The sequence below is a fragment of the Bradyrhizobium sp. AZCC 1693 genome (assembly GCF_036924745.1).
Lineage (GTDB): Bacteria > Pseudomonadota > Alphaproteobacteria > Rhizobiales > Xanthobacteraceae > Bradyrhizobium.
Map to the genome: position 1 here is coordinate 6,727,085 of NZ_JAZHSD010000001.1, position 24,795 is coordinate 6,751,879.

The 24,795-nt window shown below is 62.5% G+C and carries 21 protein-coding genes; 6 read left to right on the plus strand and 15 right to left on the minus strand.

Annotation, left to right across the window (positions count from 1 at the left end; all coding sequences use genetic code 11):
• Nucleotides 1-22: 22 nt before the first annotated feature.
• Nucleotides 23-946, minus strand: a complete 924-nt coding sequence (locus V1293_RS32030; RefSeq protein WP_334515254.1) for a LysR substrate-binding domain-containing protein — start codon at nucleotides 944-946, stop codon at nucleotides 23-25.
• A 9-nt stretch (nucleotides 947-955) separates the two neighbouring features.
• Between V1293_RS32030 and V1293_RS32035 the strand changes: the two genes are divergently transcribed.
• Both V1293_RS32035 and V1293_RS32040 read left to right on the plus strand, forming a co-directional pair.
• Nucleotides 956-2,431 carry an MFS transporter gene (locus V1293_RS32035; protein WP_334515255.1) on the plus strand — a complete coding sequence of 492 codons (1,476 nt, stop codon included), beginning with the start codon at nucleotides 956-958 and terminating at the stop codon, nucleotides 2,429-2,431.
• Between the two features lie 365 nt (nucleotides 2,432-2,796).
• Nucleotides 2,797-3,495, plus strand: coding sequence for an outer membrane protein (locus V1293_RS32040; RefSeq protein WP_334515256.1), 699 nt, complete (start codon nucleotides 2,797-2,799; stop codon nucleotides 3,493-3,495).
• 57 nt (nucleotides 3,496-3,552) lie between these two features.
• Here the strand turns inward: V1293_RS32040 and V1293_RS32045 are convergent, their stop codons facing one another.
• The 9 genes from V1293_RS32045 to V1293_RS32085 all read right to left on the minus strand — a co-directional run bounded on the left by V1293_RS32045 (nucleotide 3,553) and on the right by V1293_RS32085 (nucleotide 11,440).
• Nucleotides 3,553-4,542: a hypothetical protein gene (locus tag V1293_RS32045; protein WP_334515257.1), complete on the minus strand. Its 990-nt coding sequence runs from the start codon at nucleotides 4,540-4,542 to the stop codon at nucleotides 3,553-3,555.
• Nucleotides 4,539-5,327 (minus strand): creatininase family protein, encoded by a 789-nt coding sequence (locus V1293_RS32050; protein WP_334515261.1) that lies wholly within the window; start codon nucleotides 5,325-5,327, stop codon nucleotides 4,539-4,541. Before V1293_RS32050 ends, V1293_RS32045 begins: the two co-directional genes overlap by 4 nt.
• Nucleotides 5,328-5,343: 16 nt before the next feature.
• On the minus strand, nucleotides 5,344-6,129 hold the full coding sequence (locus tag V1293_RS32055; RefSeq protein WP_334515263.1) for a DNA-binding domain-containing protein: 786 nt from the start codon (nucleotides 6,127-6,129) through the stop codon (nucleotides 5,344-5,346).
• On the minus strand, nucleotides 6,126-7,031 hold the full coding sequence (bufB, locus tag V1293_RS32060; RefSeq protein WP_334515265.1) for an MNIO family bufferin maturase: 906 nt from the start codon (nucleotides 7,029-7,031) through the stop codon (nucleotides 6,126-6,128). The genes V1293_RS32055 and bufB overlap by 4 nt, the downstream gene beginning before the upstream one ends.
• Nucleotides 7,032-7,141: 110 nt before the next feature.
• On the minus strand, nucleotides 7,142-7,399 hold the full coding sequence (gene bufA2, locus V1293_RS32065) for a BufA2 family periplasmic bufferin-type metallophore (protein WP_334515268.1): 258 nt from the start codon (nucleotides 7,397-7,399) through the stop codon (nucleotides 7,142-7,144).
• Between the two features lie 193 nt (nucleotides 7,400-7,592).
• Nucleotides 7,593-7,856 (minus strand): BufA2 family periplasmic bufferin-type metallophore, encoded by a 264-nt coding sequence (bufA2, locus tag V1293_RS32070; RefSeq protein WP_334515270.1) that lies wholly within the window; start codon nucleotides 7,854-7,856, stop codon nucleotides 7,593-7,595.
• A 373-nt stretch (nucleotides 7,857-8,229) separates the two neighbouring features.
• The gene (locus V1293_RS32075; RefSeq protein ID WP_334515272.1) at nucleotides 8,230-10,017 is read right to left on the minus strand and encodes a thioredoxin domain-containing protein; all 1,788 of its coding nucleotides are present in this window, start codon (nucleotides 10,015-10,017) and stop codon (nucleotides 8,230-8,232) included.
• Between the two features lie 89 nt (nucleotides 10,018-10,106).
• The gene (locus tag V1293_RS32080) at nucleotides 10,107-10,571 is read right to left on the minus strand and encodes a DoxX family protein (RefSeq protein ID WP_334515274.1); all 465 of its coding nucleotides are present in this window, start codon (nucleotides 10,569-10,571) and stop codon (nucleotides 10,107-10,109) included.
• Nucleotides 10,572-10,708: 137 nt separating this feature from the next.
• The gene (locus V1293_RS32085) at nucleotides 10,709-11,440 is read right to left on the minus strand and encodes a cytochrome c biogenesis CcdA family protein (RefSeq protein WP_334515276.1); all 732 of its coding nucleotides are present in this window, start codon (nucleotides 11,438-11,440) and stop codon (nucleotides 10,709-10,711) included.
• 199 nt (nucleotides 11,441-11,639) lie between these two features.
• On the opposite strand from V1293_RS32085, the gene V1293_RS32090 reads away from it, so the two are divergent.
• Together V1293_RS32090 and V1293_RS32095 are read left to right on the plus strand one after the other, a co-directional pair.
• Nucleotides 11,640-13,679: an adenylate/guanylate cyclase domain-containing protein gene (locus tag V1293_RS32090; RefSeq protein ID WP_334515278.1), complete on the plus strand. Its 2,040-nt coding sequence runs from the start codon at nucleotides 11,640-11,642 to the stop codon at nucleotides 13,677-13,679.
• A 101-nt stretch (nucleotides 13,680-13,780) separates the two neighbouring features.
• Nucleotides 13,781-14,770 (plus strand): hydroxyacid dehydrogenase, encoded by a 990-nt coding sequence (locus tag V1293_RS32095; RefSeq protein ID WP_334515280.1) that lies wholly within the window; start codon nucleotides 13,781-13,783, stop codon nucleotides 14,768-14,770.
• A 99-nt stretch (nucleotides 14,771-14,869) separates the two neighbouring features.
• Here V1293_RS32095 and V1293_RS32100 read toward each other — a convergent pair whose 3' ends face one another.
• From V1293_RS32100 to V1293_RS32110, 3 genes are all read right to left on the minus strand, one after another.
• The gene (locus V1293_RS32100; protein ID WP_334515282.1) at nucleotides 14,870-16,852 is read right to left on the minus strand and encodes a hypothetical protein; all 1,983 of its coding nucleotides are present in this window, start codon (nucleotides 16,850-16,852) and stop codon (nucleotides 14,870-14,872) included.
• A 39-nt stretch (nucleotides 16,853-16,891) separates the two neighbouring features.
• Entirely contained in the window at nucleotides 16,892-17,998 is a 1,107-nt protein-coding gene (locus V1293_RS32105; RefSeq protein WP_334515284.1) for a phosphatase PAP2 family protein, read from the minus strand.
• Nucleotides 17,999-18,117: 119 nt separating this feature from the next.
• A complete protein-coding gene (locus V1293_RS32110; RefSeq protein ID WP_334515286.1) occupies nucleotides 18,118-20,028 on the minus strand; it encodes an adenylate/guanylate cyclase domain-containing protein in 1,911 nt (636 codons plus the stop codon).
• Between the two features lie 339 nt (nucleotides 20,029-20,367).
• On the opposite strand from V1293_RS32110, the gene V1293_RS32115 reads away from it, so the two are divergent.
• A complete protein-coding gene (locus V1293_RS32115; protein WP_334515289.1) occupies nucleotides 20,368-21,669 on the plus strand; it encodes an MFS transporter in 1,302 nt (433 codons plus the stop codon).
• Nucleotides 21,670-21,692: 23 nt separating this feature from the next.
• Here V1293_RS32115 and V1293_RS32120 read toward each other — a convergent pair whose 3' ends face one another.
• Both V1293_RS32120 and V1293_RS32125 read right to left on the minus strand, forming a co-directional pair.
• The gene (locus V1293_RS32120; protein WP_334515291.1) at nucleotides 21,693-22,718 is read right to left on the minus strand and encodes a M23 family metallopeptidase; all 1,026 of its coding nucleotides are present in this window, start codon (nucleotides 22,716-22,718) and stop codon (nucleotides 21,693-21,695) included.
• A gap of 102 nt (nucleotides 22,719-22,820) precedes the next feature.
• Nucleotides 22,821-23,432, minus strand: coding sequence for a TetR/AcrR family transcriptional regulator (locus V1293_RS32125; RefSeq protein WP_065749568.1), 612 nt, complete (start codon nucleotides 23,430-23,432; stop codon nucleotides 22,821-22,823).
• Between the two features lie 108 nt (nucleotides 23,433-23,540).
• On the opposite strand from V1293_RS32125, the gene V1293_RS32130 reads away from it, so the two are divergent.
• Entirely contained in the window at nucleotides 23,541-24,773 is a 1,233-nt protein-coding gene (locus V1293_RS32130) for a cytochrome P450 (RefSeq protein ID WP_334515294.1), read from the plus strand.
• Nucleotides 24,774-24,795 lie beyond the last annotated feature (22 nt).

Genomic DNA, 24,795 nt, shown 5'->3' on the forward strand with positions numbered 1-24,795 from the left:
GGACGTCAGCGGTGACGCACCTTCATTGAAAGGATGTTCTTGCCGCTTCCTTGACAACCCAGTCAACAAACAGTGCGACGCGCTTGTCATTCGCCAGGGCGGCAGGCCAGCGGATGATGTGCGCCTTGCTGGATGTCATATCCCAGTTTGCCGACACGACGCGGCAAAGCCGCTTTTCCGCGAGTGCATCATGAACAAGCAAAGACCTGGCTAGAACGACGCCGTTACCCTGCAAAGCGGCTGCGATTGCCGTACCGAGATTATCGAAGCGAAGCCCGCCCTGAACGGGAGCCGTGACGCCCAGCCGCTCGAACCACACCGGCCACGACCATTCCGCGCCGTCGTTCCGGCCAACGAGGCCCTTGTGCAGTATTGGTAAGGTGCCGAGCACGTGCGGCTCCCGCAATGGCCGCCCACGTGGCAGCAGAGACGGGATCGCAACCGGGAAAACCATCTCGTCGAACAGCAGGCGTTGGGTCGACGTAGCACGCGCGCCAACCTTGGGAATCCATCGGATCTGCACGTCGAGATCGAGGGCGCGCGCTTGAACATCGCTTTCGATGATGCAGAGTTCGATCGCAATATCGGGATATGCTGACGCAAACGCCGTCAGACGCTGTACCAGCCAGTAGTTCGCAAGGGCGGAGCCGAGTCCGATCTTGAGTGTCACCGGCCGCACCGACGCACGCGAGCGGGCGCGTAGCTCTGCCATCTCGTCAAGCATCCGCCCCAGCCCCTCGGCCAAGCTAACGCCAGCTGCGGTCGGCAACAGACCGCCCCCTGTACGATCAAGCAACCGCGTACCCACAAAGCTCTCAAGTTTCTTCAGCCGATGGCTGATTGCGCTCTGTGTGAGCCCTAGCTCACCGGCCGCGAGCGTCATGCTGCGATGGCGCAGCGCCGCGTCGAACGCAATCAGACCATCAAAAGGCGGAAGAGCACGCATGCCAGCACTATGAAGGATATTCATGGCGATGTGAACAATTGGCGTTGGCAAAAAGCGGCAATCCAAGACACGAGTAGCCGCGCGATGACACAGCCAACAAATATCGCAGACAGCGACTCCGGTCGGTCTGCACAGTCCATGATGCCGGCCCTGCTCTTGGGGATGGCGCCCTTCCTCGCCAATTTTGATGTGACGGCGGTGGCCATCGCGTTGCCGACGGTCGCACGTGAACTCGGGTTCGACGTTGCCGGGTATGCGTGGGTCATGGATGCCTACAGTTTGGCCTTCACCGCCTGCTTGTTGTTTGCGGGAGCGTTGGCGGATCGGTATGGGCGACGGCGGGCGATGCTCGTCGGCAATGGCATCTTCGCACTCGCGTCTTTGGCGTGCGGGATGACATGGGACGGACCGACGCTATTGGCCGCTCGCGCACTGCAGGGAATTGGAGCCGCATTCATCGTGACTGGCGGCTTCGCGCTGATCGCCAGCGTCTATGTGCAGGCAAGGGCGCGCACAGACGCGTTTGCCTTGCTTGGTGTCATGTCCGGCGTCGCCATGGCATTTGGCCCGACGGTTGGCGGACTTGTCTCATCGTGGATCGGCTGGCGCTGGATTTTCCTCATCAACTTGCCAGCCTGCGCTTTGGTCGCGTGGGGCGTACCGCGGTTGGTCGCGGAAGCGCGCGAGGCGGTGCCCCGGCGGCTCGACATGCTGGGCGTCGTATTGTTTACCTCCGCGCTTACTGCGCTTGTCGAGGCGCTGTTGCATGGCCGCACGTCAACGCCACATTTGGTGGCGGGTCTCGCGCTGAGTGCGGTGTTTCTAGCTGTATTCGGCATGCAGCAGAGAAGCCGCGCCGACCCGATCCTCGATCCCGGCATATTCGTTCAACGGGCCATGATCGGAATTGCGATCCTCCTGTGCGCCGTATCGATCGGCTACTGGGCGATCCTCGTCTACTTGCCACTCTTCTTTGCTGCCGCTTTCGACTGGTCCTCGGAAGTAGCCGGCATCGCACTGCTGACGGCCACGCTGCCGATGCTGTTCCTGCCGCCATTGGGCGGCCGGCTTGTCGATCGTCTGGGATGGCGGCTTCACTTCGCCTTGGCGCTCGCGATTTTGGCAGCCGGCAATGCCACCGTTGTGATCGCGCTGATCTCGGATGGTTCAGCGCCGCCGCTAATTCCGATCTTCTGCGGGATTGTTGCTGTTGGGGTCGGCGTCGCTTTGGCGCACCCGCAACTGTCCGGCGCGGCCGTGTCGCTTGTGCCGCCGGATCTTGCTGGCCTGGCATCCGCCGTGACGGTCGTCGTGCGCCAAGCCGGCTTCGCGGTCGGCATCGCAGCTCTCGGCGCGCTGCTTCATACCCAGGGATCGGCGGTCAGCTACATCTGGCTGTTCTCAGCAGCGGCAATGGCTTCAGCGGCGGGACTGCTCGCGGCGCTCGTCTTGCTGCCCGCACCAACGGCCGCGTCAAAAAAGTAGCAGCGCCAGGAATGTCAGAATCTGTGCCCATCGCGTCATTTCGCTGCTGCGCAGCAATCGCGTCGCTTCAGGAGCAAGCCGGACATCAACTTCGTCGCGTCACGCCACCGGGCTTATTGGCATGCGGCCTGGCCGCGTCCGCGGTCCGCCGCCTTCGCGTTGAAACCGCAGGTGGTGGGCGAGGGCCCGCAACGGCGTTTTTCGCTCAAGGGTTGTACATTGTGGCGGCCGTCGCAGTTTGGTTCCAAACATAGCCTCGTTTCACCACAGCGCCGCCTGACTTAAACATCGTCGCGCCCGAAGTTCCCTCTTCAGCTTGGTTCCGCAACATGTGTTGCGTGTGTCGTGCGTGATGAGGTGCGTTGATGCGTTTTGTTTCCTGGGGGATCGTTGCCGCTTGTGGCTTTTTACTGGCAGGATCGGCAGCTAAGGCTACCGATCTTCGTATTCCGGACTTGCCCTCGCCTCAGTACAACTGGACGGGGTTCTATGCAGGCGTTTACGGCGGTGGGGCGTATGCGGCGTGGGCATCTGACTACTGCCGAAATGGTGCTTGCCGTCATGCAGAGGGGCAGGCGAGCGGCTTCGCCGTCGGCGTCTATGGTGGCTACAACCATCAGTTCGCCAACCGCTTTGTGATCGGCGGCGAACTCGATTGGGGCAAATCCTCCTCGTCGCGGGACGAACTGATCTTTGGCGACAGTGCGCTACTGTCGAGCTTCGGCGCATTCGGCTCCGCGCGGTTGCGCGCAGGCTACGCGTTCGACCGCCTGCTGGCGTTTGGCGCCGTCGGCGTCGGCTTCGCCAGCATCAGCAACGGCTACCGCTATACGATCCAGAAAGGGTGCGACACCCTGCAGCAGGCGATTTGGGACGAACAGGTCAAGGCCGGACTGATCGTCGGCGGCGGCTTCGAGTATGCCTTCACCAAGCATTTTGTCGGACGCGGCGAATATCTCTACGCCGATTATGGGAGCGTCACGCTGTCCAGCAAGGATCGCACGCGGGCCGAATTTCGCAACGAGATGCATCTCGTGCGCGTCGGCGCCAGCTACCGGTTCTGATGCTTCTCTCAATGGATGGTCCGGCGGCGATTGGCTGCCGGATCATCAAGTCACGCTCTATTGTCCGCGCGGTGCGGTGATCGCCTTGCGGATCGCCGCGAGCGGCGCGCTGTCGTCGAATTCAATATCTTCGCCAATCCGCTTCAATCCGAGGTCGCGCCATAGCGCGGCGAGATCGGGGGTCACGGGCTTCGGCCCCATCTCGTTGTGGAGCCGGGTCAGCACGCCGACGCCGACGGCCTTGTCGGCGGTTGCGAGAATGCGCTCGATCGGCCAGTCCTGCTCGTGACTGCCGCCGGCGGCGAGCACGCCGCGCATCGCGTCCTGCAAGCCGAGGCGATTATTCGTCGCTTTGCGGATTTCGATATCGGCCAGCAGGCAGAACATCGCGCCGCCCCAGTATTTGCGCCCCCAGGTGGGCGTGTTGTCGAGGCCCTGATCGCCGGCCTGTGGCAGACCTTTCGGCATGTCGCGCATCATCGCCTGCCAGATTTCCCGCGCGTTAAGGTCTCCGGCCTGCACCCGCGCGACAGGCTCGATATAGACGGCCAATCCCTCCGACAGCCAGGCGTAGCGATCGGGCATATCGGGCAGGGCGGTGTGCACCATCTCGTGCACCATCACCCAGTCGCGCTGCAAAACATCCTCGGTGGAGTCGCGGCCGAGCGGAATGCGAATGGCGGCGCCGCGATAGCCCCACGTGGTGCCGCCGCGGATGCGCCCGCCATCGACGGGCACCAATAGCAGCCGCAGCGAGGTGACGGGAAACCGCCCATAATAGGTCGTGATGGCCCGGGCGCACATCCTGATCCAGTCGAGCAGTTTTTCCTTGGGCAGCGCGATCTCGCCCGGAGCGAACGCGACATGGATGGTGCCGCCGGGCACTTCGAGATCGGTCCTGGGCAGCAGGTCGAACGCATCGTAGGGCATTCGGTTGCCGCGCATGTATTCCGATTGCGCGTCGGCGCGGAACGATAGGGCGCCTGCCAGCATCGCGGCGAGGAGGGCTACGGCAACGGTCCAGCGAAAGGCGCGGGCGGCTTTCATCGCAGCACGCCTTGGACCGTAGCCGATCGATGCTCGCCGGCGCCTTGTGCGATGAAGGCGGCGGCCTGTTCGTGGAGATCGTCAAGCATGGCGGCGAGCAAGACTTCGCCCTTGGCCGATGTCGCCCGTGTCGGATCGCCATAGCTGCCGGAGCGGCTGTAGTTCGGTGAATTCGGGTCCGACGGCGTCAATGCGCCCGGCATCTCCTGTTTCAACTCGGGGCTGGCTTCGGCGCGCGCCATGTCGACCAGATGCGGCGCCAGCGCCAGCATCAGCGACGTTTCCAGTTCGTCGGCATGGCTGCCATGGCTCTGCTCGGCCAATTGCCTGGCGACGCGGGGATAGCGCGGACCTTCGTGGATCCACAAATGCTTGATCCGCTCGCTCGCGAGGCGCGCCAGCGCGCGGTCGACCGGGGCCAATGTGCTGATCCCGGTATTGAGCACGAGCAGCTTTGCGCAGCCGCTGCCGAGTATCTGCCCCGCAACCTCGCGCACCAGCGCCTCGAAGGTCGAGATCGACAGGCTGCTGCTGCCGGCATATTCGACGAAGGCGGGGTAGTGGCCGTAGGTCAGCGTCGGCCAGATCAACGCGTCGATCTTTTCCGCCATCCGGCCGGCGAGCCACTCGGCCTGAATGCGGTCGGTATTGAGAGGGAGGTGGAAGCCGTGCTGCTGGGCTGCGGCGCCGATCGGCAATATTGCCACCGCGCCGTCAGCGATGCGCCGCGCGACTTCGTCCCAATGCATGCGCTCGATGAAATGGCGATCGGTGTCTATTCCCATTCGCCGGGCGCCCCTCTTATGAGCCGACGGAAACATCCGTCAAAAGTCCTGCCGTGATCCAGCCGTGCAGATAGCCCGCGCCACGGCCCGCCGCGCTGTCGGGGTCGTCATAAGTAGCTAACATTTCGCAGAGCACGCCGAACGGAATGCCGTTTGCGGCCTCGTCCCACATCATCGCCTCCTCCGCCGAAATTTCGCGGAACATCGGCGTGACGTCCTGGCGCCAGATCAGGAGATGCGCGGGCTGCTCCAGCCCGGTCGCATCCGGCGGCGCTTCGTCGTTCTTGAGCGCAAGCCAGATCGCAGCCGCGTTGGTCGCCAGCTCGAGCCTGGATGCGCTGGGATGCGGCCGGAACCTGAGGCCCGACCATGCTTCGGGCGCAAAGCCCGCCATGTCGGTCAGCTCGACGACCTCGCCTTCGGCGGCGTCGAAGGCGTCGTTGAGCGCCTTTTCGAGTGCTGCGAGATCGGACAGCTCGGGGTGCTCGGAATAGGGTGCGGTCGATTTCAGGAACGCCGGCAGGCCTTGCGAGAACCAGCGCAGGTTCGGATGCCCGGACGGGCGCGCCTTGACGTAAGCGTGGCCCATCTCATCGAATGTCTCGTCGCCGAGATAAAGATGCAGCAGCTCATGGTCGTTGCGCATGGCCTCGACCAGCCGCGAACCATAGGCATAGCGATAGACCCCGAACAGCACCTCGCGCTTCTCGCGCGGGCTGTCCAGGATTTCAGCCAGCACCTTTTCGTCGCCATCAAGAATGCCGCGCTGAAACGCGGCCTGCTGTCGCGCGAAGTCGCTCATCCCGTCTGCTTGCCTGCCGGCAAAATTTTCTCGGCCATCTCGCGGGTCCTGGCCACCTCAATCAGCAATTCGTCGAGCGGCGGAATGTTGTCATCGCGCTCAATCATGGTCGAGACCCGGCCGAAGCGCTTCAGCGCCGCGGCATAGAGCTCCCAGACATCCTCGCACACCGGATGGTCGTGGGTGTCGATGATATGGGTGCCCATGTGGCTGTGGCCGGCCATGTGAAACTGCACCACCCAGTCCGCCGGAATTCCATCGAGGAAGGTCATGGGATCGTAGCCATGGTTGAAGGCGCTGACATAGACGTTGTTGACGTCGAACAGGAGCCAGCATCCGGAACGTCGCGACAACTCGGACAGGAATTCCCATTCCGTCATTTCGGAACTGTTGAACTGGACGTAGGTCGAGACATTCTCGAGCACGATGGCGCGGCCGAGAAAATCCTGCACCAGCTGGACGCGGCTGACGACGTGATCGAGCGCCTCCCTGGTGTAGGGGATCGGCAGCAGATCATGCAGGTTCTTGCCGTGCACGCCGGTCCAGCACATATGGTCCGACACCCATTTCGGTTCGACGCGCTTGGCGAGGTCCTTCAAGGCTTGCAGATATTCGAAATTCGGCGGCGCGGTGGAGGCGATCGACATCGACACGCCATGCATCACCACGGGATAGCGTTCGCAAATGCGATCGAGCGTGCGCAGCGGCTGGCCGCCGGGCAGCATGTAGTTTTCGCTGATGACCTCGAACCAGTCGATCGGCGGATTGCCGCTCAGGATTTCGTCGTAGTGCTGATGGCGCAGGCCGAGACCGAAGCCGAGGAAGGGCGGCTTGGCCGATTCTATCGGACGGTCTGCAAGCGCGGCCGCCGAAGTATCTGGCAATCTGCTCGCGACGTTCATCTCGTCTCCACTGGCGCCGCCAAACGAGGCGTGTCCCAAACTACGCCACGAAACTATCATGGAAACGAGGCCCGGCCTACACCGGGCCCCGATTGAACCATACCAGGTAACTAGGACGGCGTGAACTTGCCCTTGGCCGCGGCACACTTCTCCTTGGTCATCTCCGAGAAGCCCTGCCCCTTGCAGGCGTTCTGTCCCTTGCAGGCATGATTGCCGCCCTTGCAGGCGCTCTGGCCCTTGCAGGCGTTGGCGCCGACGCACTTTCCTTCGCCGGCGGCATAGGTCACGGTCGACATGGTGGCGCCCGCCAGGAACAGGGTGGCTGCAGCGGCGGCAATGGCGGCGCCGGACTTGGAAGTCATCTTCATTTGTATCCTCCAAAAAGAAGTGTGAGGGTGCATCGCCCGCAAGCAGCGACAGTTCCAGCCGACAAACGGCACCCAGAAGCAGTTACGCGGTGGGTCTGGCTTTGGTTACACGCGCGGCCCGATTTATTTCAGCCGCCGGGTCGAAACAAAGAGGGCCCGGGAGCGCCGGGCCCTCCGCGCACCTATGCGCCGATCAACCCTTGACGAACTTGGCGCCCATGGCGGCGCACTGCTTTTCGCCAGCCATCGAGAAGCCGGTGCCCTTGCAGGCGTTCTGGCCCTTGCAGGCATTCGCGGAGCCCTTGCAGGCGCTCTGGCCCTTGCAGGCGTTGCCGGCCATGCACTTGCCCTGGGCGGCGTTCGCCGGCGTCGACACCGTCGACACCACCGAGCCCGCGAGGAACAGGGTGGCGGCGGCAGCGGCGAGCGTCGCACCGGATTTGGAATTCAACTTCATGACGATCTCCTCGATGATTGTTTAAAGACAAGACGCCGCAAGCATCCGTTTATCGTTCGATCACGGACCCCCACAACGCAAGCGATGTGATGGATGGCAATCGGGTCGCGGGGGCTTGCCGGAAACGTCAAGTCTCCGTGACCGAGTGCTCATCCGAAACCAGCTACGGGGCATCAGGCGATTTGGTTACAGAGTTTCAAAAGAAAATTTTCTTTTTTTGGCATTGGACATCCCGTCCATGTCTAACCCCGGCGGCTCCAGAGTATTTCGTTGCGCGCAGCAGCGACCGCGCGCCGCTCAGAAAGCGCGGCGCTTCAACGGATTAGCCTGGGTGTCTGCGGTCGGTTGCGTTGCACAACGAGATTCGATCGAGCTATCCACGCACAGGCTTCAGCTTTGCCATCTGCGCCACCGTGGCGCGCAGCTCCTCGGCGTTGAAGGAGGGAAACGAACAGATGCGGTTGCTGCAGGCGAATGCCGCGGGTTCGCCGAGGTCGGGATATTCGACGTCGGGGTTGGGTAATTTGCCCTCGCGCAGATCCAGCCACTCCAGCCGCTTGTAGCGGGCCGGCAGCGCACGGGCCAGGGCATGAAGGTTTTTCGCGCGGGCGTCGTCCTTGTGTCCGACGATTGTCATGTGGGTGGGCTCGACCGCGAGCTCTTCGTCGGCGAGCAAAATGCCGGGCAGCGGGCGCATCATCCCGGCCGAGGCGCTGGCGAGATAGCGCATCGCGTGCGCGGCCTGCTCGCGATAGCCTTCGTTGCCGAAGTAGCGGTTGAGCAGGTTCATGAATCTTGCGACCTGCACCTGGTCGTCGATCAGCTTGGCGGGTTTTGCGAGCACGCCGGTCTTGCCTTCGGCGGTCTTCGAGGTCGCGAAGCCGCCGGCCTCATCGCGGAAGGTCGCGACGAAATCGCCGGCCTTGGCGGCTGCCGTGAGCCAGTCGCGATTTCCGGTGGCGGCATAGAGATCGAGGAAGGCCTGGCCCATCGCGAGCGTATCGCCGAGAAATGGCCCGCCGCGATCCTTCTCGCCGTGACGGAAACCGCCATCCGGCAGCGCGCGGTTGTCGATCACCCATTTCGCCGCGCGTTCGGCGATCGCCAGCGCCTTGGGATCGTTGGTGACGTTGTAGTAGGCGGCAAGTCCTGAAATGGCCCAGCCATTTTCGCGCGCGTATAAATTCTTGTCGATGCGCGGCATGCCCAGTTTGCGGCGCTCGCTGTCCGATAGCGCGTAGTATTTGTGCCCGTCGGTATCGTGGTTGAGATCGGCGTCCTGGCTGACATGGAACGCACCGTCAGGGCTGGTCAGAAATTCCGCGAGATAGCGTTCGATGTTGCGCGCGGCGGCAAGATATTTCGGATCCTTCCACAGCGCGTAGGCCTGGCTGTACTGCCGGAGATATTGCGCCTGAAACGACATGATCTTTTCGAAATGCGCATGGGTCCAGGAGCCCGCTTCGGAATACTGGTACACGCCGCCCCAGACCGGATCGATCAACGCAATGGCGGCATCCAAGGTCTGCCGGGCGCGCTTGATCGCGGTGGCGTCGCCGGCTTCGGCGCGGGTGATCGCCAGATCCATGCTGTCGGCGTCGATGTATTTCTGGTTCTCGCCCCAGCCGCCGAGTTTTTCCTCGTAGGATTCGTCGACATTCTTGGTCAACGCGGCGCGCTGTTCTTTGTCGAGGAAGGCGGAGGTCGACGGCTTCACCTCGAAGGCTTCGCCGACCGACGGTCCGGGCGACGGATCGTCGATGATGGCTTTCAGCAGCGCCTGCATCCGCTCCGGCTCGATATATCCCCTGATCTTGGCGATCTCGGTGCCGTCGGGGCCGAACACGATGGTCGCCGGCCAGCCCCAGTCGCCGTAGCGGCTCGACAGATCGGGGTTGGCGTCCTGATCGACCCGCACCGGCAGATATTTCGCGGCCAGCAATTCCCTGACTTCGGGATTGGCGTAGGTCGTCTTCTCCATGACATGGCACCAGTGGCACCACACCGCCTCGAGATCGAGAATGACGAAGCGCTGCTCGGCCTGCGCGCGGGTGAACAGGTCGTCGCTCCATTCACTCCATCTGGGTCCGTCCGAAGCGAACGACGGAGACACGGCAAATGCGGCGAGGGCGACGAAGTCGGCAAGGCGGACGAGTTTCATGGCGGCTCCCGGAAACGCTGGCGTTTCGCCAGCTACGCGGCAGGCGAAATCCGGGCTCAGCTTTTCGGCGCTGTCACAGGATTGTGAGATCAGGTCGATTTCTCGCTGTGGCCGGCCGCATTCACCAGCAGCCGGTCCAGTGACGCCGCGCCGGGACCGCAGATCGCCAACCACATGAAGCCGGCGAAGTAGGCCGCCTCCTCGAAGCCGAGCAGCGTCTCCAGCGAATCGACGTCGCCCCATTTCGCCGACCTGATGGCGACCACCATGACCACCGCCAGCATCGCGGCCGGGATTCGCGTGAACAGGCCGAGGATCAGCATCGCACCGCCGAAAAATTCGACGCCCGACACAAAAGGAGTAAGTATTTTGGGAAGCGGAATGCCCCAACTGATAAAGTTTTCGGTCACCTGCGCCAGATTATTGAGCTTGCCCCAGCCGGTCAGCATGAAGGTGTAACCGACGATGAGCCGCATGATCAGGGGGCCGACCCAGGAAAAATGCGACGCGATCTGCGCAGGCAGCAGGATGAGCAGATGGACGATGAAATACATGCGAACCCCCCTTTTATTGGCGATGCCGCGACCTGCGGCTTCTTTCAATCCAGTGCGCGCAAATAAGCCGCGGCCGCGATCGCGGCGATCTGGTCCTGAAAGCAATTTCGCAATGGCCCGCCCCCTTGTTACAGGGCCTAACCGAAATTTTGCAGTGCGGGGAAAGTCTCCAGCAGCCAGATGCTGATGCTGGTGACGGAGCCGGTCAGGAAGCCGATGCCGGTGATCACCATCAGGATGCCCATGGCATGCTCGACCTTGCCGAGATGTCGCTTCATCCGCGCAAAGAGCGAGGAGAACTGTTCGATCATGAAGGCCGCCAGCAGGAACGGGATTCCGAGGCCTGCGGAATAGACTGCGAGCAGGCCAGCGCCCTTGGTGACCGTGGCCTCGGCCGCTGCGATCGACAGGATCGCCGCCAGAATGGGCCCGATGCAGGGCGTCCAGCCGAAGGCGAAGGCGAGCCCCATGGCATAGGCGCCCCACAGCCCGACCGGCTTCGGCATCGTCATCCGTCCCTCGCGCATCAACAGCCCGATCCGGGTCAGGCCGAGGAAATGCAGGCCCATGATAATGATGACGATGCCGGCCAGGATCGAGAGCTCGGCCGACCAGGCGCGGATCAGGCCGCCGATCAGGGAAGCGCTGGCGCCGAGCGCCACGAAGACGGTGGAAAAGCCGAGCACGAATATCACCGCCGATGCCATCACCGCCCGCTTGGAGGTCTGCGTCGTCTCCTCATTGGCGACATGCTCGATGGTCGCGCCGGTGAGATAGATCAGATAGGGCGGCACCAAAGGCAGCACGCAGGGGGACAGGAAGCTGACGAGACCGGCAATCAGGGCCGCCGGGATGGAAACATCGTGCATTGCATGACCTTCGAGAATTGCCACAAGGCATAGCGCCGTCATGGCCTATACGGAACAGACAATCGATAAGTTTCGTCGTCATTACGGCTCAAGTTCGGTCACAGAGCCGTGTCCGGGACGCCGAAATGGCCTCGCCGCTGAAACAGACGCTGGTATGGTCGCGTAATGCCGGTAACGGCCCCGCGACACAGGACCCCTCATGCGCCTTGGCATCCGCACCGCCATTTCCGCCCTCGTGCTGACGTCCATCGTCGTCAGCGCCGTCGGCGTGCATCTGTTGTGGTGGCGCACCGCCCATCAGGTCAGCCAGACGCTCGCCAACACCATCAACGACCAGATCGTTTCGGCCGTGGGCGACGAATTGCAGTCGGTGACGACGGAGGCGCGGTCGTCGATGATGGCGGTGCGAACGCTGCTGGCCGAAAAAGTGTTCGAGCCGCGCGACGCCGGGAAACGCGAAGTCGTTTTCCGGTCGCAATTGTTGTCGCAGCCGACCATCTCCTGGGTGGCGTTCGGATGGCCGGATGGATCGTTCTTTGCCGGGCACAAGGCCGGCGATGGCGTCATCGAAATGCTGGAGATCACCCCGGATCGCAAGCTGCGGACCAACCGCTACGAATTCGTCGGCAACGATCTTCAACTCAAGAACAGCTACGTCGAGGACACCAAATATTCTGTCACCGATCAGGAATGGTTTCGCACCGCCATCGAGACCAACGACGAACTCTGGGCAACCTTCACGACGCATCCCAAGGGCGAGCGGCTGGCGGCGGCGTTCGCGGCGCCGATCGATATCGACCAGAAGCCTGCCGGCGTCATCGCCATCATCATCGAACTGACGCGGGTATCGAATTTCCTGTCGCAGCTCACCGTTGGAAAATCGGCCGGCGCCTTCATCCTTGAACGCAACGGCAAGGTGGTCGCAGCCCCCGATCCGAACGCCAACGAAGCGGTGGCGTTGAAAACCGATCATCCGCTGTTTCCCATCGCGGTCGAAGCGATCCAGAACGCCAGCGCCTACGAACCAGGCGAAGGGCAGCCGTTCAATACAAAGGTGGTTCGCGACGGCAAGGCCTATCAGGCGGTGCTGACGCCGATCTCGTTTCCGGGCTGGTCGCTGGTGACGGTGGTGCCGGAATCGGAATTTCTCGGGCCGGTGCAGATGACGATCCGTAATTTGCTGGTCGGCCTTGCGGTTCTGATCGTTTTCGCCGGGCTATTATCGGCATGGCTGGCCCAGCGCCTGATCGCCGCGCCGCTGATCAAGGTGGTGAACGAGATCAGGCATGTCGAGCGTTTTGACCTCGACAAGGTGCAGCGGCACCCGTCGCGGCTGACCGAGATCGGGAATCTCTCCGGCGCGATCGGTGACATGGCGCAGGGACTTGCCGCGTTCCGCAAATACATTCCGGCCGACCTGGTGAAGCGGCTGATCAGCGATGGCAACGGGGCGCGCCTCGGCGGTGCGATACGGCCGATGAGCGTGATGTTCATCGATCTCGCCGGCTTTACCGGGATGTCGGAGCGGCTCGGCGACCGCATCATTCCGCTGCTGTCGCGCTATTTCGACAGCGTCTCGGTGCAGATTCAAAACCAGAATGGCACCATCGACAAATTCATCGGCGATGCCGTGATGGCGTTCTGGGGCGCGCCGGCGCCCAACCCGGATCATGCCGTCGATTGCTGCCGGGCGGCCTTGGCATGCCGGCGCGCGGTGGAGGAGGCGGGCCTGGTCGATGACCACGGCGAGAGCGTCAAGATTCGCATCGGCATCAATTCCGGCGACATGCTGGTCGGCAATATCGGGTCGGAAGTGCGGCTGAACTACACCGTGATCGGCGATGCCGTGAATATTGCGAGCCGGCTTGAGAGCACCAACAAGGCGTATGGTTCTACGATCATCATCGGCCCCGAAACGCGCCGGCTGGCGGGGAAAAGCATCGTGGTTCGCGAACTCGACCGGCTGGCGGTCTATGGCCGCGCGGGTGGATTGCAGATCTATGAATTGCTTGGAATGGCGGACGAGTTCGACGGGACGCTCGATTGGGTGACTTCCTATGAGGCCGGCCTGGCCGCCTGGCGCGCGCGTGATTTCAAGTCCGCGATCGCTGCGTTCGAGAACGTGCTGGAAATCCGTCATGATACCGCGTCGTCCGCGATGATCGAACGCTGCCGGCAGCAGCTCGAAAATCCCGCCGGCGACGAGTGGGACGGCACGACGGTCGCCCGGACCAAGTAGACCGACGCTGCCTGTCGCCTTGCGCGACGTGGCGGTTTGGCCATAGATGTACCCGCCGTGATGTTACACGCCTTGGCGATCGATAGGGAAGCTGCCCTGCGTTGAAAGTCCTGTTGACCCACACGCCGCAATCTCGCGCCCAGTATTATGGCGCGCGCAGCCTCGAGGGATTGCAAGCCATCGCGCAGGTGAAGCTGCATGAATCGAACGTTGCGCTCGACGCCACCGGCCTGATCGAGGCCGCAAACGATGTCGACATCATCGTGGCCGACCGCCTCACCGCCGGACCAGGCGAGATATTTCCGGCACTGCCGAAATTGCGCGCCTTCGTTCGCTGCGCGGTCGATATCCGCAACATCGACGTCGGCGCCGCATCGGCCACCGGCGTGCTGGTCACGCGGGCCGGGCCGGGATTCGTCCAGTCGGTCGCCGAACTGGCGCTCGGCTTCATGGTCGATCTGTCGCGCGGCGTGTCACGCGCCACGGCCGACTATCATTCGGAGCGCAAGCCCGAGATCATCATGGGCCGGCAACTGGCCGGCAGCCGTCTGGGCATCATCGGCTATGGCAGCATCGGCCGTTATCTGGCCCAGATCGCCATGGTGCTAGGCATGGAGGTTCTGATTGCCGATCCCTTTGCGACCGTCAGCGAACAGGGTCTTCAGCATGTGCCGCTCGACGATCTGCTTGTCCGATCCGACTTTGTCGTCTGTCTCGCTGTGGCCAACGAGCAAACCGAAAACCTGATCGGGCAGGCGGCGCTGGCGCGCATGCAGAGGCGTGCCTTCTTCATCAACCTGTCGCGCGGCAATCTCGTCGACGAGGCGGCGTTGTCAGCGGCGCTCCGCGAGAACCGCATCGCAGGCGCCGCGATGGATGTCGGCCGCGCACTGGACCAGATGCCATCGCCGGAGCTGGCGAAACTGCCGAACGTCATCGCGACGCCGCATATCGGCGGCCTGACGCCGCCGGCGATCGAGAGCCAGTCGCTGCAAACGGTGCGGCAGGTGGAGGCCATTATCGCCGGCGAGGTGCCGGCGGGCGCGGTCAACGCCGAGTATTGGAAGCGCAATCGTCCAACGCGGCGGTGACTATCGCGATCGCCTTGAGGCTGGCCACCGCTCCGTTGACCATTGCCGATTCACACCCCGCGTTGCGGCGGCCTGGTAGTGCCGAGATGGCGTGCACTGTTATGGCGCTTCAAGGTCGCCGTATCCCGTTTCCTCCGGCGGGTTGGTCGTATTTATCGGTGTCGGAATCGCCGACCCAACATATCGTGCCAGTTGTGGTGCCGCGACGCTGGTGCCGACGAGACGAAAAATACCGCCGCTTCGGTTGCCGCCGGCGGCGATGCCCTGGAGCGCATGCGACTCGTCACAGGGAAGGGCGAAGTCAGGACCGATGCGAGAACCGCCGCGCGCCGGGCCCGCCGATGCATAGGAGGACTTGCGTTCATCTGAAAGAATGTAGCCGCCGGCAACGTGCACGCTGGCGTCGTCGGCCGTGGCAATCCCGTTGAGGGTGCCTTGGCTCGCGATCAGCGACCCGGCCCTGTTGAACTTCCCTTGGTCGTATTCGCAGCCGGCCGCAGCCGACAGCGTTCGCTCCCACGTCGGATCGGAAAAACGTGAAAGCTTGGCGCCCGTACGCAAGTTCATGTTGGGATCGGTGCGTGCCACATAGGCATGAACTTCCGCGCGCTGGGGGATGTTGCTGACTTCGATCGTCCAGTCTCCGTGTTCGACAACCAAACCGTCGGTCGCGATGGTCGGCTCCACGTGAAGCCGCCACATCGTATTGTCGGTACCCCATGGGATCGGTACATCCACTCCGGCAGGGGGCAAAACAGCGGGAGGCGGCGTGACAGGTGCGGTCGGCATGTATTTTTTCCCGCTCGGTGATGTCAGGGTGACGATGACCGGGCCAGCGTCGTATTTTTTCATCCATACTTCGACGAAGCACAGGGTGGTATTGTCGGGAGGGAGGCGCCATGTCCATGCGATGCAGTCAGGCTGGCCACTGCTCCTGCAGACATGGACGTGCCCGTCGGTCAGAAAAGCATTGCCGGCAGCGAGCACGATGTCGAGCTTCGGCTGTCCCGCGGAGTACTGCGCAACAAGGTCTTTCAACGCGTCCTCCAGTTCCGCCGTGCCATCGTGCGGTCCGGTCGTCGGCCCGTAACTGAGGTTGATGATTACCCTCGTCGTTTTGCTCGGGTCGACAAAGGACATGATGTAGTAAACGGCATCCACCACATACGACTTGAGCCAGACGCCCGTCGCATCGCGCAGGCAGTTCTCTGCAAACTGCACGAACACCACGTCGGCGCCGGAGGCGTCGTCGGTGCCCGGCCGCCAACTCGGCGGACCGCGGCGGCCGATACGTGACGACAACGGGATGCTCCCTGCGAACACATCCATCACATGCGCGCCATGGGACGCCCGATACTTGAGGCTTTTGAATTCCGCCTCCGCGTAACAGCCTTCCTCGTCTATGATACCTGTATTCGTCGAGTGCAACGTGATCCAGTCGTTAAGCCCGATAATCCGCGAAGCAGCGGTCGGCGATTGGGTGTCGCGCAGGAACTCAAGGCCATACTTGAAGTCGATCAAGCGCTCGCCAAACTCGGTGTTGCCGTCCACCGGGATCGGATCTCTGCCCGGGTCCTGGTCTTGGTCCCAGATGCCGCGCACCCGGGTGCTGACCCCGGTGCTTGAAATAGTTTTAAGGAAATGCGCGGCGGCGAATGGGCAACCGTCGTCGATCACGCCGATCAGAAGATCCGTGGGCGGATCGGCGCTTGCCGTACGATCGCGCAGAATGATCCTCTCGGGTGATATTTCGACGTTTGGCATTACCGGCAGCGATAGTTCGACTCTGGAAACATAATTGTTCCATTGGGGGTACGTTGGCTGCCCGATCGCCGCCTTGGATCCGCGCATGGTGGCGTAACGTGAGTTCCGATCGGTCGGACCGAACTCGATACCTGGCTTATCGTCATGTCTGTCATCAGCCATTTCCCGCGCGAACGCCGCCGCCTTCTTGGCGTCCTTGAATTCCACGAGCAGGAACAGCTTGAAGCTCTTATTGTCGAAGGACGCGAAGTTCTTGAAATCCGTCGAGATCGCGTACCGCAGGTACGGACCAAAGCAGCCCGGCAATTGCTCGGCCATGGGAAGTCCTCCGCTTCGGATTGCACCACGAGGTTCGGCTTAAGGGAACTTGTTCGCCCATTCCATCTTGGCCGCATCCCACATGTGCTTCATCAAAAGAGATTGGGTGACGGAACCTCCCGTGGATTCCGAATAGAACTTGTTCGCGGCGAGATCCTGGTCGGCATTGAATGGATTGAAGTCCGTGCGGGGATGGCTGTCCATATGGGCGGCGTTGAACGTCCGGCTCTTGGATGACGTGCTTCCAAGGCAACGCCCGACGAAATACTCGGCCAGCGCCACGCCCAACATGCGTCCCGCTATGCTGTCGACCGGGAAATGGACTCCCGCCACGACACGATTGGTCGCGATGCGCGCCGCCTGCCGATTGAGCTGTGTGGCCACCGTCGGATATGCATTCAGGTTCAGCAGTGCTTTCAACAAGAACGCCACCGCGTGGGCCTGGGTTGAGTGTCCGCTCGGGAAGGATCCGTGCCCGGGCGTCGTGATCATCGGCTGGACCTGCGCGTTGTATTCGACCGGACGCCAGCACGCCAGCGCATGCTTGAAGCGCATTTCCACGAAGACGCAGAGCTGCAGCATGAGATTGACGAGCTCAAAGGTGCGCCTGGTCCGATCGGGATGCATGTAGACGATCGACGACCAGAACGCGTATTGCGGATCGATCTGCGCCAGAATTTCGGTCGCGCGTTCGTCGCGCAGCTCTGCCCAGCTGAGCACCTTCGGAATCTGCTTTTCGAAAGTATCCTGGCTCGGCCGTCCGATTGTGGCGATCACGGATCCGGACTGCGAGACTTGGAATCCGTCGCTCGTCTTTTGATAGGAAATGCCCTGAAGTAGCTCACCGACCGCAATATGGGCGCGAACCCACGGCTCCCAGCGATCCAGTGGCGGTGCGTTGTCTATGTCGATAGGGTTCGGCAACGGCGGCGCGTAGTAATTGGTATCAGGGCGGACGATCGTTCCTTCGCGCCCGAGGATGAGCGCATCCACCATGATCGGATTGGCGTAGACATCGCCAAGCGTGCCAAGGACTGAACCACCCGCTCCGCCGGCACCACCCGCGCCGCCAGCGCCTCCAGCCCCACCCGCTCCACCAGCACCACCCGCTCCGCCCGCTCCGCCTGCTCCGCCCAGTTGGCCCATTCCTGCCTCCTCTGTGAGTAAGTCAGCTTTCCGCCAGTAAGCGCGTCATTGCAATTTGTCCGGTGGTGCTCGTTCCGAATGTGTACTACTTCACACGAGCGAGATATTTTTCTCCAGGATCAATGCCGGTTCGAGTTGCCGTTTCCCGAAGGTAACCCCGCCATTGCCAAGCAGCACGCCCATTGCCGGCCGGTTTCGAGCTCCGCATTCGGCATGCGCGCAAGATATCGCTCAACCGTCAACTGCGGCTCGAGCTGTCGCACCTTGGCGAGCGCATCGCGCGCCTCATCCATTCGCTCCTGCGCCACGAGCGAGATCGTCAGAGCCCTCCACGTGGAGGGGTGCATGCGGTGGAGCACAAGCGACGAGCGCGCGAGCCTTTCGGCATTCTCGTATTGATGCGCGGAAAGTTCTGCTGTCGCGCCAAGGGACTCGAAATAGTAGCGTTGCGGATCGAGCGGAGAGAGCTCTATCGCGCGGCGAGTCGCGTCCACAGCCGCTTTCCCTTCCCCCATGAATGCGTTAACGGTGCCGAGATAGAGCCAGCCGAGGGCATGGCTGGGGTTGGCATTCACAGCCTCGCTGCAGCGCTTGCGCGCGGTCTCCAGGTCCTTCAACAAGTGACAATAGACAAACCCTTCGGTCGCCAGCGCAAGCGCGTCCGACGGATCCCGGTCGAGGGCGGCGTGGGTTGTGCTTAAAGCCTCGACCGCCTCGCGCTTGCGGTCCTCAGACCAGCCGCGCGTCACCTGCAAGATGTACCAGTTGCCAAGCCAGGCGCGCGGGGCAGCGATCCGACTATGCCGGTTAATCAGTTCGTCAAGGATTTTGCGCGTCTGAAGAAACTCCTCCTTGCTGGAGCGGTGCATCAACTTGATGCTGCCAAGCAGCAGCGAGTAGCTCTCGAGAGTTGGCAGCGGCTGGGTCAGAATATGCTCAACCTCGGCGTCGAGTACGGACAAATGCACAGCTTGGGCGATACGATCCGCCAGTTCGCTTTCCGGCCTCAGCAGATCGCCGATTTCGCCGTTCAATCGGCCAGTCCAAACCACCTGGTTGTTGCGCGCTTCGGAGAGTTCGGCAGTCACCATGATCTTGCCGGCATCCGCAACATATGCCCCGCTGAGGACATAGGTGGCGCCAAGATGTGCTGATACCTCTCCGACGTTGTTCGCGCGGCCGCGGAATACGGCAGTCGACAGGCGTGAAATCACCTTCAGGTCTGCTGTCTTCGACAGTCGCCAGATCACGCTGTCGGCAATCAGGTTGCCGACATCGAAAAGCGCCGGGCTGTCGCTCCTCGCAGAGAAGGGGATCACGGCAATGGTCGGCTGCATGGCCGTTCCATAGTCGTGCCGCCGGGTAAGGCTTGGACGCGGACTAGCCGGGCCAACGCGATATGCCCGAACCGGCTTGTCAAAATGCTTGAGAATGCATTCGCCAAGGTCTTCGCACGACGCATCGACCCCGTGCGTTAGTTCGTCGCGCGCCGCGGCGCTGCCGATGGTCTCTCCGGGATTCGCCAGCGTGGCCAGGGCCGCCGCCAGTTGCTCGTGGGCCGACGCGCTGGCAATCGTCTCGCCGGGGCCGGCCAGTGTCGCCAGCCGTGCTGCCAGGTTTACGCCGGTCCCGTAGATATCGATCCCGTCGCTCCACGCCATCGCGGCGTTGATTCCGGCGCGCAGTTCGAAATGCTGGTCTTCGGGCATGCCGGCGTTCTGCGCGGCAAGTGTCCGGTGCATCGCCGCGGCGGCATCAGCGGCGTCAGGCACCGTCTCGAAACGCGCCAAGAGGCCGTCACCCAGACTCTTTACCAGGACACCGCGATAGCGCGGCAGTATCTCAGTGGTGACGACCCCGACAAAGTCTGCCCATCGGCGCACTGTGAAGGCTTCGTGCTCTCGCATGAGCCGCACCGATTCCACGAGATCGACCAGCAGCACGACGGTCTCTTGGCGCACGAGTGCGACGCCCGCGCCCTGAACAACAAATCGCCCAGTCTGGGCGGCCTGTTCTTCGCCTTTGTCCACCGCCCTATCGTTCATGTTGAACCAATTTCGCGATCCCGGCTCCTACATCTTAGATGGTATGGAACCGCACGCAAGAGCCGCGCGAAAAGCACTCTGAATCGAGTGCCGCCAGCTACGACGGGCCACGGCGCGCAAGACCGATTGAGTATGCGTCGCAATTCTAAAGCGATTGATACGTGCAATGCCGGATAAGGTTGTGCATCGAAACCACATCCCGGTACGGTCCCGGAGAAATTCGTGTCATTCTGAGCCATCAATGCGAAGGTGCGTCTGATTAGACTATTGCTAACCATCCGAATTACCGAGACATCGAAGCAATCCACGCGATAAGCCAACCTGATGCGTCTTCCCTTCTTCTACGGCTGGCTGATCGTTGCGGTGACGTTCGTCACCATGGCGATCGGGGTCAATGCGCGGACGGCGTTCTCGCTGTTCTTTCCGCCGATCATCGGCGAGTTCGGATGGGAGCGCGGCGTCACGGCGGGCGCGTTTTCGTTCGGCTTCGTGGTGTCAGGCGGCGTCAGTCCGCTGATCGGGCGCATGATGGATCGCTTCGGTCCGCGCGGGGTGATGGAGCTCGGCGTCTTGCTGATGGGCGGCGGGCTGTTGCTCGCGCCGCTGACGACGCAGCCCTGGCATCTCTATCTCACCATCGGCGTGCTGGTCGGCGCGGGCAGCGTGTGCCTTGGCTATTCCGGACAATCGCTGTTTCTGCCGAACTGGTTCATTCGCCGCCGCGGGCTCGCCATGGGGCTCGCCTTTGCCGGCGTCGGCATCGGCTCGGTGACCCTGCTGCCGTGGGTGCAGCATTTGATCGAGCAGACCGGCTGGCGCACCGCCTGCACCGCGATGGGCATCCTGGTAATCGCCGTGCTCGCGCCGATCAATTTCTTGCTGCGCAAACGCCCCGAGGATATCGGGCTGTTGCCGGATGGCGATGCGGCGCCGTCGGCGACATCGGCCGCGCCTCGCTCGAACGTCGTCGATCCCGTGTGGGCCGGCACCGACTGGACGCTTAGCCGCGCGTTGCGTACCGCGCGTTTCTGGTGGATCTCGCTCGGCTATTTCTGCGGCCTCTACATCTGGTACGCGGTGCAGGTGCACCAGACCAAATTCCTGCTCGACATCGGCTTCAGCGCCAACGTCGCGGTGTGGGCGCTCGGCGTCGTCAGCCTGCTCGGCATCCCCGGCCAGATCTGGCTCGGGCATCTTTCCGACCGGATCGGGCGCGAATGGATCTGGGCCATCAGCTGCACCGGCTTTGCAATCTGTTTCGCCGCGCTGATCGCCTTGAAGTTCGCGCCGGTGTTGCCGCTGGTCTATCTCATGATCTTCGCGCAAGGCGCGCTCGGCTACGGCCTGACCTCGATCATGGGCGCGGTAGTGCTCGAAATCTTTCAGGGCAGGCAATATGGCAGCATCTTTGGCACCATCATGCTGGCCGCATTGGCCGGCGGCGCGGCGGGCCCATGGGCGACCGGGCTGCTGTACGATCTTTCAGGCAGCTATACGCTGGCGTTTGCGATCGGCATCGCCGTCAGCATCCTGTCGGCGTTTGGGATCTGGCGGGCGTCGCCGGGCAAGGTGAGGGCGGTCGCGGGACAAATGCACAAGGCGCATATCGGGAGCGGCGCGGGCTAGCCGCAATTACTCTCGACCACGGCTCATCGAGGCCGCGCCTCAATGTCGAACGTCTTTCGCAGCACTTCCGCACCGTCTCTGGTCACGCGATACGTCGCGGCGTAGCGTCCGGCGGGCCACGCTGCCGCGTTACGCTTCTTTCCAGCGATGACAAGGAATTGCGCCTTGTCCCGGTCGAGCGCTGGAAGATTGTTGGCGGAGACGGAAGCGCCATCGGGGCCTTGCACCGCGAGGAATTGCTGGTCGCCGGCCTGCAGGCCGATGGTCCTGACATAAGCGACGAGTGCATCCGACCCCGGCGTGACGGGATGCTTGCCGATTTCGCCGGACTCGATCAGCTCCATGGTCGGGGCGATGCCGGCAAAGCCGTAATCGATGATTTCGCGCGGACGGTATTGCGTCTGTTCGGCAAGGGACGCGGCCCAGAGCGACCGGCCGCCGCCGCAGGAATTCTCAGGTGCGCCATAGGCAAAGGGATCCACGATCTTTCCTTGATGCCGCACCGTGAAGTGAAGATGAAAGAATTCGGTATCGCCGGACAGGCCGACCAGGCCGATCGGCTGTCCGGTGGTCGTTTGATCGCCGACCTTGACCCGAACACTGCCCTTGGCCATGTGGCAATATTGGGTGTGCCAGCCGCTCTCATGTTCGATGACCACGCCGTTGCCGCATTCCTTTCCGGCGATGGCGGCCTTGCCTGCGGTCTTGACCGAGATGTCCTCCATGTCGTTTCGCGCCCCGATCACGCGTCCGGGCGCCGCGGCGAGCACCTCTATTCCCTGTTTCTGTATTTCCAGATTCCGAATTCTGATGTCGGTGCCGTCGTGACCGTCATAGCTGCGTCCGCCGCAGCGATAGTCACGGACCTTGTCCGAGGCGTCGTGATCGACATAGTTCTGAAAGAAGCAGGTCAGGCCCGGCTGGCACTTGATCGGCAGCGCGAGCGAAACGACTTCCTCGGCCTCGGCGTCGATCGCACCAGCAAGACACAGCAATATCAAGATCAGGTATTTCAGGCGCGACCATCCAAGTGCAGCGAGGCGACGCATAAGTTGGCGCGCCGAATGTGTCGAATATCCGGTGTCGGCGTTCGCAGGCATCCGCGCACGGTATCGATTTGCGACGCATCGCGCGAGGCGGATATTTCCGTCTCAGGCCGATGAAATTCCCATCGTCCTCTGCAGGTCTCCGATAGCGCGAAAAAAGCTGTCGGGCGGCGTGGTCTCGGGATCGATCAGGCGGTGCAGACGGAAGCCGTCCTCCAGCGCCAGCACCAGCGCGCCGGCCCATGTCGGATTGAGGATTGTCGTCCTGCCGCTGTTCCTGGCCGTGGTCTCGATGATGTCGGTGACCAGTTTTCGCCGGGCGCGCAGCCGCTTGGCAAGTTCGGGCCGGCGCTTTTCGGCGCGCGCCACGAACAGGATCATTTCCATGTGCAGCAGGGGAGAGCGGCCGAGCGGATCCTGCTGGCTGCGGTTCATGGTCTTCAGCGCATCGATGAAATCCGCAAGGTTCTTGTGCCGCTCGAGCAGATCACGGATGCGCCCGATGGATTGCTCGACGTGATCCTCGAGCATGGCGATGATCAGTTCGTCCTTGCTCTTGAAGTTCGAATAGAACGCCCCGCGTGTGAAGCCGGCCGCCGCCGCGATCGCCTCGATGCTGGCGCCGCCGATGCCCTGTTCCTCGAACACGCGCGCCGCCGCCTCGAACAGTTTTTCGCGGGTGTCGTCCCTTGTGGGTCTGGTTCGCACTCTTGACATCCGGCCAGTTTAGGCGAGAATGCAACTCAATACAATAATGTATCGAGTTTCGATCGACCGGCCCGGGGAAACGCGCTGAACTGCGCACAGCAACCAGTTGAGGTCACCATGAACGAGCATGTTCAGCCTGCCAGTAGCGCGCCGTTGTTCAATCCGCTGTCCCCGGAATTCATTCGCAATCCCTATCCGCATTACGAGCGGATGCGCGCCACCGATCCGGTGCACCTGACACCGCTCGGCGTGTATGTCGCCAGCCGCCACGCCGAGGTCAGCCTCGTGGTGCGCGACAAGCGGTTCGGCAAGGATTACGTCGAGCGCACGATCCGGCGTTACGGCCCCAAGATCATGGACGAGCCGGTGTTCCGCAGCATGAGCCACTGGATGCTGCAGCAGGATCCGCCGGACCACACCCGCCTGCGCGGGCTGGTGGTGAAGGCCTTCACTGCGCGCCGGGTCGAGGACATGCGCCCGCGCATCCAGCAGATCGTCGATGAGACGCTCGACCGCGTCATCCCGCAGGGGAAGATGGACCTTATCGAGGATTTCGCCTTCCGCCTGCCGGTCACCATCATCTGCGACATGCTCGGAATCCCCGAGGAGCATCGCGAGGTGTTTTATACAAGTTCGCGCGACGGCGGGCGTCTGCTCGATCCGGTGCCGCTGACGCCGGACGAGATCAAGCAGGGCAACGCCGGCAATGCGATGGCGGCGATGTATTTCCAGCAGATGTTCGAGCTGCGGCGGAAGACCCCCGGTGACGACCTGATCACGCAGCTGGTGCAGGCCGAGGAGGACGGCCACAAGCTCTCCAACGAGGAACTGACCGCCAATATCATTCTGTTGTTCGGCGCGGGCCACGAGACCACCGTTAATTTGATCGGCAATGGCCTGCTGGCGCTGCATCGCAATCCCGACCAGCTCGCGCTGCTCAAGGCCAGGCCCGAGCTCATCACCAACGCCATCGAGGAATTCCTGCGCTACGATTCGTCGGTTCAGCTCACCGGCCGGGTGGCGCTGGAGGACATCGACGATCTCGGCGGAAAACGCATCCCCAAGGGCGAGAGCGTGCTGTGTCTGCTGGGCTCGGCCAACCACGACCCCGCGGTCTATCCCGACCACCCGGAACGCCTCGATATCGTCAGGCCGAATGTAAGGCCGCTGTCCTTTGGCGGCGGCATCCATTTCTGCCTCGGCGCCCAGTTGGCGCGGATCGAAGCCGAGATCGCGATTTCGACCCTGCTTCGGCGGATCCCGGACCTGCGGCTGGATGACGCGCTCAATCCGGAATGGCGGCCGACCTTCGTGCTGCGCGGCCTGAAGCGCCTGCCGGCGAGCTGGTAACGCCTTGGCGGCGGTTTTGAGC

Excerpts from the sequence above, each read along its gene's own strand:
- V1293_RS32030 (WP_334515254.1), bottom strand. The coding sequence starts at position 946 with ATGCGTGCTCTTCCGCCTTTTGATGGTCTGATTGCGTTCGACGCGGCG.
- V1293_RS32035 (WP_334515255.1), top strand. The coding sequence starts at position 956 with ATGAAGGATATTCATGGCGATGTGAACAATTGGCGTTGGCAAAAAGCG.
- V1293_RS32040 (WP_334515256.1), top strand. The coding sequence starts at position 2,797 with ATGCGTTTTGTTTCCTGGGGGATCGTTGCCGCTTGTGGCTTTTTACTG.
- V1293_RS32045 (WP_334515257.1), bottom strand. The coding sequence starts at position 4,542 with ATGAAAGCCGCCCGCGCCTTTCGCTGGACCGTTGCCGTAGCCCTCCTC.
- V1293_RS32050 (WP_334515261.1), bottom strand. The coding sequence starts at position 5,327 with ATGGGAATAGACACCGATCGCCATTTCATCGAGCGCATGCATTGGGAC.
- V1293_RS32055 (WP_334515263.1), bottom strand. The coding sequence starts at position 6,129 with ATGAGCGACTTCGCGCGACAGCAGGCCGCGTTTCAGCGCGGCATTCTT.
- bufB (WP_334515265.1), bottom strand. The coding sequence starts at position 7,031 with ATGAACGTCGCGAGCAGATTGCCAGATACTTCGGCGGCCGCGCTTGCA.
- bufA2 (WP_334515268.1), bottom strand. The coding sequence starts at position 7,399 with ATGAAGATGACTTCCAAGTCCGGCGCCGCCATTGCCGCCGCTGCAGCC.
- bufA2 (WP_334515270.1), bottom strand. The coding sequence starts at position 7,856 with ATGAAGTTGAATTCCAAATCCGGTGCGACGCTCGCCGCTGCCGCCGCC.
- V1293_RS32075 (WP_334515272.1), bottom strand. The coding sequence starts at position 10,017 with ATGAAACTCGTCCGCCTTGCCGACTTCGTCGCCCTCGCCGCATTTGCC.
- V1293_RS32080 (WP_334515274.1), bottom strand. The coding sequence starts at position 10,571 with ATGTATTTCATCGTCCATCTGCTCATCCTGCTGCCTGCGCAGATCGCG.
- V1293_RS32085 (WP_334515276.1), bottom strand. The coding sequence starts at position 11,440 with ATGCACGATGTTTCCATCCCGGCGGCCCTGATTGCCGGTCTCGTCAGC.
- V1293_RS32090 (WP_334515278.1), top strand. The coding sequence starts at position 11,640 with ATGCGCCTTGGCATCCGCACCGCCATTTCCGCCCTCGTGCTGACGTCC.
- V1293_RS32100 (WP_334515282.1), bottom strand. The coding sequence starts at position 16,852 with ATGGCCGAGCAATTGCCGGGCTGCTTTGGTCCGTACCTGCGGTACGCG.
- V1293_RS32105 (WP_334515284.1), bottom strand. The coding sequence starts at position 17,998 with ATGGGCCAACTGGGCGGAGCAGGCGGAGCGGGCGGAGCGGGTGGTGCT.
- V1293_RS32115 (WP_334515289.1), top strand. The coding sequence starts at position 20,368 with ATGCGTCTTCCCTTCTTCTACGGCTGGCTGATCGTTGCGGTGACGTTC.
- V1293_RS32120 (WP_334515291.1), bottom strand. The coding sequence starts at position 22,718 with ATGCGTCGCCTCGCTGCACTTGGATGGTCGCGCCTGAAATACCTGATC.
- V1293_RS32125 (WP_065749568.1), bottom strand. The coding sequence starts at position 23,432 with ATGTCAAGAGTGCGAACCAGACCCACAAGGGACGACACCCGCGAAAAA.
- V1293_RS32130 (WP_334515294.1), top strand. The coding sequence starts at position 23,541 with ATGAACGAGCATGTTCAGCCTGCCAGTAGCGCGCCGTTGTTCAATCCG.